General features: G+C 62.7%; 12 protein-coding genes. 9 read left to right on the plus strand and 3 right to left on the minus strand.

Features of this window, described 5'->3' with window-relative positions:
* The first annotated feature begins 17 nt into the window (after positions 1–17).
* Positions 18–1,229: an MFS transporter gene (locus tag GR138_RS14745; protein ID WP_160860005.1), complete on the plus strand. Its 1,212-nt coding sequence runs from the start codon at positions 18–20 to the stop codon at positions 1,227–1,229.
* Positions 1,230–1,254: 25 nt separating this feature from the next.
* On the opposite strand, the gene GR138_RS14750 is transcribed toward GR138_RS14745, so the two are convergent.
* Entirely contained in the window at positions 1,255–2,316 is a 1,062-nt protein-coding gene (locus GR138_RS14750; protein WP_160860006.1) for an aldo/keto reductase, read from the minus strand.
* A gap of 82 nt (positions 2,317–2,398) precedes the next feature.
* Positions 2,399–3,484, minus strand: a complete 1,086-nt coding sequence (locus GR138_RS14755) for a LacI family DNA-binding transcriptional regulator (RefSeq protein WP_160860007.1) — start codon at positions 3,482–3,484, stop codon at positions 2,399–2,401.
* A 195-nt stretch (positions 3,485–3,679) separates the two neighbouring features.
* Here GR138_RS14755 and GR138_RS14760 point away from each other — a divergent pair, with 195 nt between their 5' ends.
* The 6 genes from GR138_RS14760 (at position 3,680) to GR138_RS14785 (ending at position 10,094) form a co-directional block, all read left to right on the plus strand.
* Positions 3,680–4,702 carry an ABC transporter permease gene (locus GR138_RS14760; RefSeq protein ID WP_160860008.1) on the plus strand — a complete coding sequence of 341 codons (1,023 nt, stop codon included), beginning with the start codon at positions 3,680–3,682 and terminating at the stop codon, positions 4,700–4,702.
* A gap of 30 nt (positions 4,703–4,732) precedes the next feature.
* Positions 4,733–5,743: a substrate-binding domain-containing protein gene (locus GR138_RS14765; protein WP_160860009.1), complete on the plus strand. Its 1,011-nt coding sequence runs from the start codon at positions 4,733–4,735 to the stop codon at positions 5,741–5,743.
* 74 nt (positions 5,744–5,817) lie between these two features.
* Positions 5,818–7,386: a sugar ABC transporter ATP-binding protein gene (locus GR138_RS14770; protein WP_160860010.1), complete on the plus strand. Its 1,569-nt coding sequence runs from the start codon at positions 5,818–5,820 to the stop codon at positions 7,384–7,386.
* The gene (locus GR138_RS14775) at positions 7,383–8,444 is read left to right on the plus strand and encodes an ABC transporter permease (RefSeq protein ID WP_160860011.1); all 1,062 of its coding nucleotides are present in this window, start codon (positions 7,383–7,385) and stop codon (positions 8,442–8,444) included. The genes GR138_RS14770 and GR138_RS14775 overlap by 4 nt, the downstream gene beginning before the upstream one ends.
* Positions 8,441–9,442, plus strand: a complete 1,002-nt coding sequence (locus GR138_RS14780; protein ID WP_160860012.1) for a dihydroxyacetone kinase subunit DhaK — start codon at positions 8,441–8,443, stop codon at positions 9,440–9,442. The genes GR138_RS14775 and GR138_RS14780 overlap by 4 nt, the downstream gene beginning before the upstream one ends.
* A gap of 4 nt (positions 9,443–9,446) precedes the next feature.
* A complete protein-coding gene (locus GR138_RS14785; protein ID WP_160860013.1) occupies positions 9,447–10,094 on the plus strand; it encodes a dihydroxyacetone kinase family protein in 648 nt (215 codons plus the stop codon).
* A 57-nt stretch (positions 10,095–10,151) separates the two neighbouring features.
* Here the strand turns inward: GR138_RS14785 and GR138_RS14790 are convergent, their stop codons facing one another.
* The gene (locus GR138_RS14790; RefSeq protein ID WP_160860014.1) at positions 10,152–11,216 is read right to left on the minus strand and encodes a GlxA family transcriptional regulator; all 1,065 of its coding nucleotides are present in this window, start codon (positions 11,214–11,216) and stop codon (positions 10,152–10,154) included.
* 172 nt (positions 11,217–11,388) lie between these two features.
* On the opposite strand from GR138_RS14790, the gene GR138_RS14795 reads away from it, so the two are divergent.
* Together GR138_RS14795 and GR138_RS14800 are read left to right on the plus strand one after the other, a co-directional pair.
* Positions 11,389–12,270, plus strand: a complete 882-nt coding sequence (locus tag GR138_RS14795; protein ID WP_160860015.1) for an ABC transporter substrate-binding protein — start codon at positions 11,389–11,391, stop codon at positions 12,268–12,270.
* 66 nt (positions 12,271–12,336) lie between these two features.
* Positions 12,337–13,089 carry an amino acid ABC transporter ATP-binding protein gene (locus GR138_RS14800; RefSeq protein ID WP_160860016.1) on the plus strand — a complete coding sequence of 251 codons (753 nt, stop codon included), beginning with the start codon at positions 12,337–12,339 and terminating at the stop codon, positions 13,087–13,089.
* Positions 13,090–13,094 lie beyond the last annotated feature (5 nt).

Consider the following 13,094-nt stretch of genomic DNA (forward strand, 5'->3'; position numbering starts at 1 on the left):
CAGGAAACCGTCTCGAAATGGCGTCCAACCCCAGCACAATCAGCGGACGTCGCATGTCGAGCCGGCTGCACTGCAATTTCTTCTTCCTCGCCGCCGGCATCGGCATTGGCGCGTGGGCGTCCAGCCTTCCGCTTCTTGCTGCCGGCGTCGGGCTGAACAAGGGGCAGCTCGGAACGGTCCTTCTCTGCTTTGCCCTCGGCGCCATTGTCCTGATGATCAATGTCGGGCGCTATATCGACCGGGTGGTCAGCAACCAGGTGCTGAGCCTCTGCGGCAGCGTCATCTTCGGCGCTGCCTTTCTGGTCATTCCCTTCATCGAAAATCCGATCGCCCTCGGTGGATGCGTGTTCGTCGCCGGCGCGGCGTTCGGAACGCTCGATGTGGCGATGAACACCGAAGCATCGCAAATCGAACTGGAGACCGGCCGGCACCTGATGTCGTCGTTTCATGCGGTCTTCAGCATCGGCAACCTGGCCGGCGCATTCCTTGTGGGCCAACTGATCGGCCATGGCGGCGGCCTGCAGGTTTGCCTCGGGGCGGCCGGTCTCCTCGTCGTGGCCCTTGCGCTGTCAACCCGGATGATCGCGCCGAATGCCGCCCATCGATCAGGGGGCCTGCGTCCCGAAGGCATGCCGGCCGCCAACACGTCGCTCGATGCCGCGCAACGTACCCTTATTCTCGTGCTTGGAGGCATTGCGTTCCTGGCTTTGCTTGCAGAGGGGGGGATGATGGACTGGACGGCGATCTACATGATCGACATTCTCGGCGCCTCCGAGAGCCATGGCGCCTATGCGTTCGCCATCTTTGCCGGCGCCATGGCGGGTGGGCGTCTCGTCGGGGATGCGGTGACGCGGCGCGTGGGGCATGTGCCGTTGATCAGGATCGGTGGCGTGCTCTGCGCCGTGTCGGTCGCCATTCTTCTGTTTGCAAACAGTGCGGTATTGTCGCTGGCCGCTTTGGCGCTTTGCGGCCTCGGTGTCGCGAACATGGTGCCGGCCGTCTTTGCAAGTGCTGGCAATGTCGGCGGTGCGGCCGCGGGCAGGGCGATTTCCATCGTCACCACGATGGGTTACAGCGGGCTTTTGCTCGGCCCCGCTTTGCTCGGTTTCCTTGCGCAGGCAACGAGCCTTGTCGTCAGCTTCGTCCTGATCATGCTGGCATTCCTGCTCATCGCAGCCGTCACCTTCCAGCTGGGCCATCGATTGAAACAGCGCCAGGCGGGCCTTTGAGGCGCTGCTCGGCCGGTTCAGATCCTCAAACCAGGCCGAGATCGGAATAGCTGTCGTGCAAGGTCAGGTCGGCCGGGCTGAAACGGTCCTTGGCAAAATTGTGCTGGTGCCAGTAGGGGTAGAGATAGGCGGGACGGCTGACCTTGTTGAGAATATCCAGTTCCTCTGCGGTAAGCGTCAGGTCGACGGCGGCGATATTGTCGCGAAACTGCGCTTCGCTGAGGCCGCCGACGACGAGGCTTGCCACGGCGGGACGCGATAGCGTCCAGGCCAGCGACACCTGCGCGACGGAGACGCCACGGGCCCTGGCAATGACGTCCAGGGCATCGACGATCGTCCACAGGCGTTCTTCGTCCCGGATAGGCGGCTCGCTCCATCCGGCAGCCTGACGGGAACCCGCCGGTGACCTGTCCCGGCCGAAGGCGCCGGACAGCAGGCCGGCAGCCAAGGGGCTCCAGACCATGGCGCCGAGGCCTTGATCGATGGAGAGAGGCAGGAGTTCGTATTCGGCCTCCCGGGCTTCCAGCGTGTAGTGGATCTGCTGGGTGACGAAGCGCGGCAGGTTTTTCGCCTCGGCGACCCCGAGCGCCTTCATGATGTGCCAGCCGGAATAGTTCGAGCAGCCGATGTAGCGGATCTTTCCCTGCTGCCGCAGCGTATCGAGGGCAGACAATGTCTCCTCGACCGGAGTCACGCCATCCCATTCGTGCATGAAGTAGACGTCGATGTGATCGCGGCGCAGGCGCTTCAGGCTGCGCTCGCATTCGCGGATCAGGTGATACCGCGACAGGCCCTCATCGTTTGGGCCATCACCGATGCGCATGCGCGCCTTCGAGGAGATGAGCACCTGGTTGCGCTTGTCGCCAAGGGCCTCGCCGAGGATTTCTTCCGATCGGCCGAGCGAATACATGTTGGCGGTATCGAAGAGATTGATGCCACCATCGATGCAGCAATCGACGAGGCGGCGGGCCTCCTCGACGCCCTGATTTGCGACGCGCGCAAAAGCGCCGACGCCGCCGAAGGAGAAGGTGCCCATGGCGATGGCCGAAACCTTGAGCCCCGAACGGCCGAGTGTCCTGTATTCCATGTGCAAACTCCTGCGGGAAAGGATGGTCGAATTGGGCGTTCGTCAGGCGGCGCGCGGGTAGTGCCGGGCATGCGGGCAGAGGCTACTCCGCCGGCTGCCGGACAGTCTTCTGCAGCCGGCTCCGGGTCGGCTTCCACAGGCCGCGTTCATGGCTCGCGCGCAGGACGAGGTCGGCACCGACGAGAATCTTGACCGGCGGCTGCGGCTCGGCGGCAGCGATCAGGTCGTTGAGGATCGTCACCGCGAGATTGCCGATCTTGCGCTTCGACACGTCGATCGTCGTCAGGCCGGGCTCCATGGTGGCACTCTGCGGCAGGTTGTCGAAGCCGATGATCGAGACGTCGTCCGGTATGGCAACGCCGTGCTCGCGAAGCGCGCGGATGAAGCCGTAGGCGATGATGTCGTTCGTGCAGAAATAGCATTCGGCAAGGTCGAGACCGGTCGACAACAGGGCGCGCGTATCGAGATAGGCGCCGTCATAGGTCGATTCCACCGAAAGGATGTCGGCTTCGTTCACCGACAGGCCGAGCCGCGCCATGTTCTTGAAGAAGGCTTCGCGGCGCAGACGGAAGTTTGTCGTGTCGACGTGGGACGCGACGAAACCGATGCGCTGAAAACCCTGTTGCTGGAAGCGGGACAGGACCTTGTAGACGGCATCCTCGTTGTTCATGTCGACGAAATTGGCATCGAGGACATCGTAGAACGTGTCGATGAAGACGGTCGGCAGGCCGAGGCCCTGGATCAGCCGGATATCGGCCTCCGTCAGCTCCGTGCCGAGCGCGATGACGCCGGAAATGGGCGCACCCGCAAGCGATTCCGCAACGGTGCTGATCGGCTGGCCCTCGAAACTCACGACTTCGAGCGTGTAATTGCGCCGCGTCGCCTCCGCGGACATGCCGTCGATATAGTCGGAAATGAAGACGCTGTGGTCGCGGTTGACGGTGTGGCCGTGCTTGGCGATCTTCAGGAAACGCAGCGTTTCACCGGGCTCCGCGCTGCTTCTTGCCGCGCGTGGCACATAGTTCAGGCTTGCCACCGCCTCCAGCACGCGCGCCCGCGTCACGCCGGAAATTTCCCCCTTGCCGTTCAGGACAAGCGAAACGGTTGCCGGTGAGACGCCGGCGGCCTCCGCGATGTCCCTGATGGTCAGTTTTCCCGGTTTCTTCATGCGGAACTGCAGGCCCTTTTTGCTGCGACTGCGAACAAGTTTACTAAACGATTTAGGTCATCTTCGTGAGACCTAGGCCAATTCCATGGCGTTCGCAACCGATTTGCTCGGCAAACGGGGCTTGTCAGCGCAAATTTCCTTTGCTAGCGTTTTAGTGAAGTCAAGGTTTGTTTAGTAAACAAACGGGAGGGGAATATGCGAAACACCGGCGGACAGCTGGCGATGCTGGCTGTCATAAACGGCCTTTTGCTTGTTGCGGGAGCTTTGATCTCCGGCGGTTCCTTTCTGTCTATTTTCAATCTTCAGTCCATGGCGAGCCAGGTGCCGGAGATCGGTCTCCTGGCCATCGGTGTCATGCTGGCCATGTGCGCCGGCAATGGTGGCATCGATCTGTCAGGCATCGCGCTGGCCAATCTTTCCGGCGTGCTTTCCGCCGTTATCGTGTCGTCTTTCCTGTCAGCGAACGACAGCGGAACGGCTTTCAGCGTCGCCTTCATTGCAGGCGCCATCCTCACCGGCCTTGCGGGCGGGGTGATCAACGGCCTTCTCATTTCGCGGCTGAACATCACGCCCATTCTCTGCACGCTCGGCACGCAAATGGCCTTCATGGGGCTTGCCGTCGTGGTGTCGGGCGGCAAGGCCGTGATGGTCGGCAGTCCGGCGCTGCTCTCGAGCATCGGCAATGACATGCTGTTCCAGATCCCGATCAGTTTCCTGCTCTTCGTGGTCATTGCTGGCGTGGTCGCCGCGTTGCTGAAGTTCACGCCCTACGGCCTGTGGCTGATGCTGATGGGCACCAATCCCAAGGCCGCACTCTATGCGGGCTTCCCGAAGAATGGCGTGCTCGTCGCGACCTATGCGATCTCGGGCATGCTGTCCGGCCTTGTCGGCGTCATCATCGCGGCGCGCAACGTCAACGTGAAGTATGACTACGGCAGCACCTACCTGCTCATCGCGATCCTCATCGCCGTGATGGCCGGCGTGAAGCCGGAGGGTGGTTACGGCCGCGTCATCTGCGTCGTGCTCAGTGCGATTGCCCTGCAGCTCATGTCGAGCCTGCTCAATTTCGGCGGCCTCTCCAATTTCGTGCGCGATTTCGCCTGGGGTCTGCTGCTGCTCACCTTCCTGGCCGTCGGCCGGTACGACATCGCGGGCTTCCTGTCGCCGGGTCGCCGCTCTCAAAACCCTTCGGTGCCTGTCCCTCAAACGCCGAAGTGAAACAGCGAGGGAAAATTAGTGGAGGAAAACATGACGTCATTTTCGAAGAAGATGCTCGCGGGAACCGCGGTTGCCGCTGTTGCACTCGTTGGTTCCATCGGCACGCTGGTCGCGCAGGAAAAGCCGGTCATCGCCACCGTCGTCAAGATCAGCGGCATTCCGTGGTTCGACCGCATGAACACCGGCGTCGTCGCCTACCAGGAAGCCAACCCGGATGTGGTTGCCAGCCAGAGCGGCCCGGCGACGGCGGATTCCGCCCAGCAGCTCCAGATCGTCAACGACCTCGTCGCCAAGGGCGTTAACGCATTGGCCGTCGTGCCGATGGATCCGGCCGTTCTCGAAGGCACCTTCCAGCGCGCCATGGAGCGCGGGATCGTCGTCGTCACCCATGAGGCAGACAACCAGACGAACACGCATGCCGACGTCGAGGCCTTCGACAATGCCGATTACGGCGCGGCGCTGAATGAACGCCTGGCCGAGTGCATGAACAAGGAAGGCAAATGGACGACGTTCGTCGGTTCGCTCGGCAGCCGCACGCACATGCAGTGGGTCGGTGCCGGCGAGGAGAATGCCAAGAAGTATGCCGGCATGGAGCTCGTCGATCCGAACAACGAATCCTTCGACGACGCCAACGGTACCTATGAAAAGGCGAAGGAAATCCTGCGCAAGCATCCCGATCTGAAGGGCTTCCAGACGTCTGCTGGCAACGACGTGCTCGGCGTCGGCCGCGCGATCGACGAAGCGGGCCTCAGCGGCAAGGTTTGCCTCGTCGGCACCGGTCTTCCGAACCCGTCCGCCGATCTTCTCGAATCCGGTGCCATCACCGCGATCGGCTTCTGGGATCCGCAAAAGGCCGGCATGGCGATGAACGCCGTCGCCAAGCTGCTGCTGGAGAAGAAGGAAATCACCGACGGCATGGACCTCGGCGTCGAGGGCTACAACAAGGTCTCCGTCAAGCAGGGGCCTGGCAAGGGCCTGCTCATTCTCGGCAACGGCATGGTTCTCGCAGACAAGGCGACCTACAAGGAACACATGTTCTAATCCGACATCCGTCAGCCGGCCGGGGGTTTTGCCCTCCGGCCGGAACGATCCGGCGCGGCAGCGTCCCGGTCAGCATGAGGACAATTTCCGTGGCGGCACAAGACAATTCCGCGCAGCACTCGGCGGCGCTCCTTGAACTCAGAAACATCCAGAAATGGTTCGGCGGCGTCCATGCCCTGCGTGGCATCGACCTGACGCTCCAGCCGGGTGAGGCCTATCATCTGCTTGGCGAGAACGGCTGCGGCAAGAGTACCGTCATCAAGATTATGTCGGGCGCGCATGCGCCGACGTCCGGAGAAATCGTCCTTGGCGGCGAAACCTTCGCGTCGCTGACGCCGATCCAGTCACTGGCCGCCGGCATAGAGACCGTCTACCAGGATCTGTCGCTGCTGCCCAATCTGACCGTCGCCGAAAACGTCGCGCTGAATGAACAACTGGTCGGCGCCAATGGCCGGCTGGCGCGCCTCTTTGATCGCAAGAGGTTGAAGGAGACGGCGGAAAAGGCTCTTGCCGCCGTTGGACTTCCAACGGACCGCGCCTTTCTCAACACGATCGTGTCCGACCTGCCACTTGCCTCCCGCCAGCTCGTCGCCATCGCGCGGGCGATTGCGACACGCGCCAAGCTCGTCATCATGGACGAGCCGACCACGTCGCTGACGCGCCGCGAGGTCGATAATCTCATCCACGTCGTCGAGCGGCTGCGCTCCGAAAATGTCGCCGTGCTGTTCGTTACGCACAAGCTGGACGAATGTTACCGCATCGGCGGGCATGCGGTGGTCTTCCGCGACGGACAGTGCGTTGCCCAGGGACCGATCGAGACGTACAGCAAGAAAGAGCTCGCCGAGCTGATGACCGGCCGGTCCATCGATGCGCAGCGTTATCGCACCGGAAAACCGTCCGACACCGACCGCCTCAAGGTGGACCGCCTCGTCGCCCATGGCGTGCGGGAGACAAGCTTCTCCGTGAAGAAAGGCGAGATCCTCGGCATTACGGGCCTTGCCGATTCCGGCCGCAACGAACTTGCCATGGCCTTGACCGGCGTCGTCCCGGCAACCGGTGGTGCGCTGACGCTGGACGGCAAGGCTGTCTCCGTGCGCTCGCCTGCCGAAGCGATCCAGCAGGGCATTGGCTATGTGCCGGAGGACCGGCTCGCCGAAGGCCTCTTCCTCGACAAGTCGATCTTCGAAAACGAAATCGCGCTCATCGTCGCGCGCCTCAGCAATTCGTTCGGCGTCGTCGACCGGGAGGAGGGGCGCAGGATTGCTTCCCGCCTTTCCGAAGAGATGCGGTTGAACACCAGGGATATCGACCTTCCCGTCGGGGCGCTTTCCGGCGGCAACCAGCAGCGCGTGCTGATCGGCCGCTGGCTGAGCATCGCACCAAAACTGCTCGTGCTGCACGGCCCGACCGTGGGTGTCGACGTCGGATCCAAGGATACCATCTACCGCGTCATCCAGACGCTTGCCGAAGCGGGCATGGGCCTCGTCATCGTCAGCGACGACCTGCCCGAACTCCTTCAGAACGCAGACCGCATCCTCGTCATGAACAGCGGTCGGGTGGTTGCCGAAATGGATGCGGAGCAGGCGACCGAAGACCAGCTCTACAAGGCAATGCTGACGACCACGACGGAGACTGTGCAATGAGTGTTTCACGGACCGAAGACCTTTCCGGGACCGCCGCGCAGTCTCGTTCCTTCAGCCTCGGCGAACTCGTGCGCCGGCGCCCGGAAACCATCACCTTCACGCTTCTGGTCGCGATCTGCGTGATCGTGACGATCGTCAACCCGGCTTTCCTGCAGCCGTCGACACTTATCGATATCGGCCGCGCGAGCGTGGTCATGGGGCTTTTCGCACTCGGCGTCTTCGTCATCCTGGCAGCGGGCGGCATCGACGTCTCGTTCACGGCGATTGCAGCCTTCACCATGTATTCGATGACCGTGTTGGTGCAGACCTATCTGCCCAATCTGCCGATCGCCGTCGTCATTCTCATGGCGATGTTCGGAGGCGTGGCGCTCGGCGTCATAAACGGCCTGCTTGTCCATCACCTGAAAGTGCCGTCGCTGATCGTCACGATCGGCACGCAATATCTGTTCCGCGGCTTTCTGCTCTCCTTCATCGGCACCGTCTGGATCATGTCGCTGCCGCCGCAGATGGGCGCCTTCGGCCGCATGCCGCTGTTCCAGATCGAAGCCGCCAATGGCGCGCTCATCACACTGCCATTCTACTTCCTCGTCCTGCCGATTGCCGCGGGCGTGACCTGGTGGATCCTCAACCGCACGCTGATGGGGCGCGCCATCTTCGCCGTCGGCGGCAATGCCGATATTGCAAGCCGCCTCGGATACAGCCTGCGCACGGTGCATGTCTTCCTGTTCGGTTATGCTGGTGCGCTCGCCGGCCTGGCCGGTATCATCCATGTCTGCGCCAACCGTCAGGCCAATCCCTTCGATCTGGTCGGCACGGAAATCAACGTGATCGCCGCCGTCGTGCTTGGCGGGGCGCGCATCACCGGCGGCACGGGCACGGTTCTCGGCACCATTCTCGGCGTGCTGCTGATCGTCGTCATCAACAGCGTGCTCGTCATGGTCGGCATTCCCAGCACATGGCAGAGGCTCGTCGTCGGAAGCTTCATCCTGCTGGCCGCCGCCTTCTTCGTCACGCGTCAGCGCAAGAAACAACCATCCATTTCCGGAGAAAACCCATGAAGAAGTTCCTGAATGATCCCGCTAGCTTCGTCGATGAAATGCTGGAGGGCATCTACAAGGCGCACCCCGCCGTCACCTACACGGCCGATGACCTGCGCTGCCTCGTCACGGCGAAGACCAAGCCCGGCAAGGTCGGCATCGCGACCGGCGGCGGCTCCGGCCACCTGCCGACCTTCCTCGGCTTTGTCGGCGATGGCATGCTTGACGGTGCCGCTGTCGGCGGCGTCTTCCAGTCGCCCAGTGCCGAACAGATGTACCAGGTGACCAAGCATATCGATCAGGGTGCCGGCGTCCTGTACATCTACGGCAACTACACCGGCGACATCATCAATTTCGACATGGCGGCGGAACTGGCCGATCTCGATGGCATCGTGGTCAAGCAGGTCGTCGGCAATGACGACGTTGCCTCCTCGGTGGTCGGCGAAGAACACAAGCGCCGCGGCGTCGCCGGCATCTTCTTCATCTACAAGGCAGCCGGCGCAGCTGCCGCCGAAGGTCTTTCACTCGACGAGGTGACGCGCCTCGCCGACAAGGCGCGGCTGCGCACCCGCACCATGGGCGTTGCCCTTTCGAGCTGCGTCGTTCCGGAAATCGGCCACGCCACGTTCTCGATCGGCGCGGACGAGATGGAAATCGGCATGGGCATTCACGGCGAGCCCGGCATCAGCCGCAAGAAACTGGCACCGGCCGATGCGGTCGTCGACGAGATGATGGAGCGTATTTTTGCGGAAACGGACTACAAGCAGGGCGACACCGTTGCCGTGCTGATGAACGGGCTGGGCGGCACGCCGCTGGAAGAACTCTATATCTTCTTCCGCCGCGTCTCGCAGCTTCTCGAAGCGCGTGGCGTCACGGCCAAGCATGTCTGGATCGGCGAGTTCGCCACCTCGATGGAAATGGCCGGCGCCTCGATCTCGATCCTGCACCTCGACGAGGAACTCGACCGCCTCGTCGCTGCCCCGGCCAACACACCGTTCTTTCAGCACATTGCGGGGTGATGGCATGAGCAAGCAGACATTGAACGCCGCCGACCTGATCGACCTCTTCAAGAGCTGGAAGGCACTTTTTGCCGAACAGCGCGAATTCCTCATCGCGCTCGATGGCAAGGTGGGTGACAGCGACCTCGGCATCACCATGAGCAAGGCCTTCGCTGCCGCCGCCGAGGCGCTCGAGGCGGAAGGCGCGGAGGCGGGCATCGCCAAACTGCTGCGCACCGCCGGGGCGACCATGGCGCGCACCGCGCCCTCCACCATGGGCACGTTGACGGCGACGGGTTTCCTGCGGGCCAGCAAGGCGGTGGAGGGCAAGGACGACCTCGGGACGGCAGAGCTTGCCGCTTTCTGGCGCGCCTATCGCGATGGCGTGGCCGAGCGTGGCAAGGCTAAGGTGGGCGACAAGACATTGCTCGACGTTCTCGACCCCATTGCGGTAACGCTGGAGGCACAGGCGGCAAGCAATGCGGCCCTTTCCGACGCGCTGGCGGCAACGTCGCAGGCAGCCGAGCAGGCGCTGGAAGCCACGAAATCCATGCTTGCGCAACACGGCAAGGCGGCGGCATTCCAGCAAAAGACGGTCGGCCTGCAGGATGCCGGAGCAACGGTCGGCTATTTCCTCATCCGCCGCTTGGCCGAGTTTCAGGCCTCCCGGTAGAATGTTCGAACGTGGGTGGCGGCGTCAGGTCATAAGATGGCTTGCCCGCCGCCGTCTTCATCGACGTCTGTGTCGGAACTCGCTCGGTGAACTCTGGTATTTCTTCCGGAATGCCGTCGCCAGATGGGCTGAATCGGAAAAACCCGTTTCATGGGCGATCGCCGTGACGGGCAGCACGCTGTTGTCGAGCAGGAAGCGCACGTAGCGCAGCCGTGTCTCCAGAATGAAATGTTTCGGCGTCATGCCGATATGCGCCTGGAACAGGCGTATGAACTGGCGGGGCGACAGGCCGATCGTGCCGGCGATGCGCTCGGGCGAGACGTCCCGGCCCTTGCGGCTCTCGATCAACACGATGGCCCTTTGCACGCGGGCGTCCCCGACATGCCGGAATGCGGAGACGCGTTCGTGGTCGAAGGCGCTCATGGTCTTCTGGTCGGTCAGGGAAAGCTGGTAGACGGCCTTCGCCGCACGGTCCGGGCCGCAATGTTTGCGGATGAGTTCGGTCATCAGGGACAGCACCGATACGCCCCCCGGCACGGTGACGCGACCGTCTTCGATGAGAAAATCGTCCCGCGTGGAAAAGGGCTGTCGCGGAAACGCCACCCGGAAATCCTCCGCGTGGAAGGGGTGGATGGCGGCCTTACGCCCGACGAGCAATCCTTCCTGGGCAAGAACGAAGGCGCCGGTGCAGGCGCCGATGATGGGAACGCCGGCGGACGCGGCAACGCGGATGTAGTCGCGGTGCGAGGCCGGCGCGGCCTGGAGATGCGGAAGCAGGCCGCCGATGACGACGATATAGTCGAAGTCGGTGGGGTTGATATAGGGCGCGTCGGCGCAGACGCGGATACCGCAACTCGCCACGACCCCATCGCCGGGTCTGCCCATGATCGACCAGCGACAGTGGATCGGGCGGGAATTGTCGGCGAAATCCGCCGCATGGCGCAGCGGCTCCACGACACCGGTCAGCGACATCATCGGGAAGGTTGGCCACAGCAGGATGCCGACGGAAATATCGGGTTTGCGGTCGCGTGCGGCAAGCAGCCGTTCTGCCCAAAGACTATCCAGCCAACGGATGTAGTCCGCGTCGGTCTCATTGCGGGCAACATCGTCTTGTGCAGCCATGGGGGCGCTCCTTCCGGGCTCACTATGAAGGCCCCGTGTCATTTTTCAAAGAAAAAGTCTGTTTTTTAAAATCCATCCGATCGCATCGGTGGCAACATCCCTTGCGTTGAATGCAACACCGGCCCGCCAACGCGGCCGGTCAGGGGAACCAATAACTTCAAGGATCGAACAGATGACACTTTCTCTTTCGAGAAGGCTGGTGGTGTGCGCGCTGCTGGCAGGCGGGAGCTTTTCGCTATTTTCCTCCACGGCACAGGCTTTCGACCTCGCCGAGCAGGGTAAATTGACGGTCGCCTTCACCGGCGACATGCCGGGCTCCGGCTGGCAGGATGGCAAGCTGATCGGCTATGACGGCGAGATCATGCAGAAGGTGGCCGAAAAACTTGGTCTCCAGGTTCAGCCGGCTCTGATGGAGTGGTCTGGCACCATTGCCTCGGTCGAGGCGAGCCGCGTCGATGTGATGCTCGGCACGATGGGCTGGACGGAAAAGCGCACCCAGATCATGAGCCTTTCCGAACCGATCCACTACTTCAAGAACGGCATCATGCAGTCTTCGAAGACCAACTGGGACAAGCTCTCCGACCTGGAAGGCAAGAAGGTCGGCACCATCACCGGCTTTTCGTTCGTGCCCGAACTGAAGAAGATTTCAGGCCTGGAACTGTCGCTTTACGACACATCCGATGCCGCCGTGCGCGATCTCATCGCCGGCCGCATCGATGCCGTCATCGGCGATCCGCCGGTCGTTTCCTATGCGATCAAGCAGAATCCGGACTGGAACATGCATTTCCTCGCCTTCACCGACACAAGTCCCGACTTTCCCCTGCTGACGGGCCTCGGGCAGGTGGTCTACGGCTTCAACAAGAAGAACGACGACCTGCGCCAGAAGGTGGACGGCATCATCGCCGAGATGTGGAAGACCTGCGAGATGAAGGCGATCGGCGAGCGCTACGGCCTTTCCGCCGATGTCTGGTATACGCCTGCCGGTGAGAATTTCCGGGCCGGCGTCGACCGCGCCGCGGATTACAAGCTGCCATCCTGCGCAGCCGGTGGCTGACGCGATCCGGGCGGTGGCCGCACCATGGCCGCCGCCCGACGGTCTCTCAATCATAAGGGGAATGCCATGAACCCGCTGCTGAGCGTGACGGGCCTGACGAAGAGCTATGGTCCGGTCGAGGTGCTGAAGGGGATCGATTTCGACGTGGCGGCGGGCGAAAAGATCGCCCTGATCGGCCCCTCCGGGTCGGGCAAGTCGACCTGCCTGCGCTGCCTGAACTTTCTGGAAAAGCCAAGTGCCGGTGAAATCCATCTCGACGGTGAACGCATCGGCGTTCGCCTCGACCGGCCGATGAACGACCGGCAGCTTGCGCCGCAGCGCGCCGAAATGGGCATGGTCTTCCAGCTCTTCAATCTCTGGCCACACCTCTCGGTCACGGAAAACGTCGCGATTGCCGCACGCAAGGTGCGGGGCCTGTCGGCAAGGGAGGCACGCGAACTGGCGCTCGATATGCTGGCGAAGGTGCACATGACCCATCGCGCCGACGCGTCGCCGCTGGAGCTTTCCGGCGGTCAGCAGCAACGCGTCGCCATCGCCCGGGCGCTGGCCCAGAAGCCCAAGCTGATGCTGTTCGACGAGCCGACCTCGGCGCTCGACCCCGAACTGGTGCACGAAGTGCTGAAGGTGATGGAGGAACTCGCCGCAGAGGGGCGCACCATGCTGATCGTGACGCATGAGATCGCCTTTGCCCGCGATATCGCCGACCGGGTGCTGTTCCTGGATGGCGGCAGGATCGTCGAGCAGGGGCCGGCGCGCGATCTGATCCTGTCTCCACGCGAGCCGAGAACCCAGGCGTTTCTCCGCCAGATCCGGCATTGAGGGGC

Origin of the sequence: Shinella kummerowiae, assembly GCF_009827055.1 — a bacterium.
Taxonomy (GTDB): Bacteria; Pseudomonadota; Alphaproteobacteria; order Rhizobiales; family Rhizobiaceae; genus Shinella; species Shinella kummerowiae.

Bases quoted from the DNA above. Each gene is read 5' to 3' on its own strand.
- GR138_RS14745 (WP_160860005.1), top strand. From the start codon at position 18: ATGGCGTCCAACCCCAGCACAATCAGCGGACGTCGCATGTCGAGCCGG.
- GR138_RS14750 (WP_160860006.1), bottom strand. From the start codon at position 2,316: ATGGAATACAGGACACTCGGCCGTTCGGGGCTCAAGGTTTCGGCCATC.
- GR138_RS14755 (WP_160860007.1), bottom strand. From the start codon at position 3,484: ATGAAGAAACCGGGAAAACTGACCATCAGGGACATCGCGGAGGCCGCC.
- GR138_RS14760 (WP_160860008.1), top strand. From the start codon at position 3,680: ATGCGAAACACCGGCGGACAGCTGGCGATGCTGGCTGTCATAAACGGC.
- GR138_RS14765 (WP_160860009.1), top strand. From the start codon at position 4,733: ATGACGTCATTTTCGAAGAAGATGCTCGCGGGAACCGCGGTTGCCGCT.
- GR138_RS14770 (WP_160860010.1), top strand. From the start codon at position 5,818: ATGAGGACAATTTCCGTGGCGGCACAAGACAATTCCGCGCAGCACTCG.
- GR138_RS14775 (WP_160860011.1), top strand. From the start codon at position 7,383: ATGAGTGTTTCACGGACCGAAGACCTTTCCGGGACCGCCGCGCAGTCT.
- GR138_RS14780 (WP_160860012.1), top strand. From the start codon at position 8,441: ATGAAGAAGTTCCTGAATGATCCCGCTAGCTTCGTCGATGAAATGCTG.
- GR138_RS14785 (WP_160860013.1), top strand. From the start codon at position 9,447: ATGAGCAAGCAGACATTGAACGCCGCCGACCTGATCGACCTCTTCAAG.
- GR138_RS14790 (WP_160860014.1), bottom strand. From the start codon at position 11,216: ATGGCTGCACAAGACGATGTTGCCCGCAATGAGACCGACGCGGACTAC.
- GR138_RS14795 (WP_160860015.1), top strand. From the start codon at position 11,389: ATGACACTTTCTCTTTCGAGAAGGCTGGTGGTGTGCGCGCTGCTGGCA.
- GR138_RS14800 (WP_160860016.1), top strand. From the start codon at position 12,337: ATGAACCCGCTGCTGAGCGTGACGGGCCTGACGAAGAGCTATGGTCCG.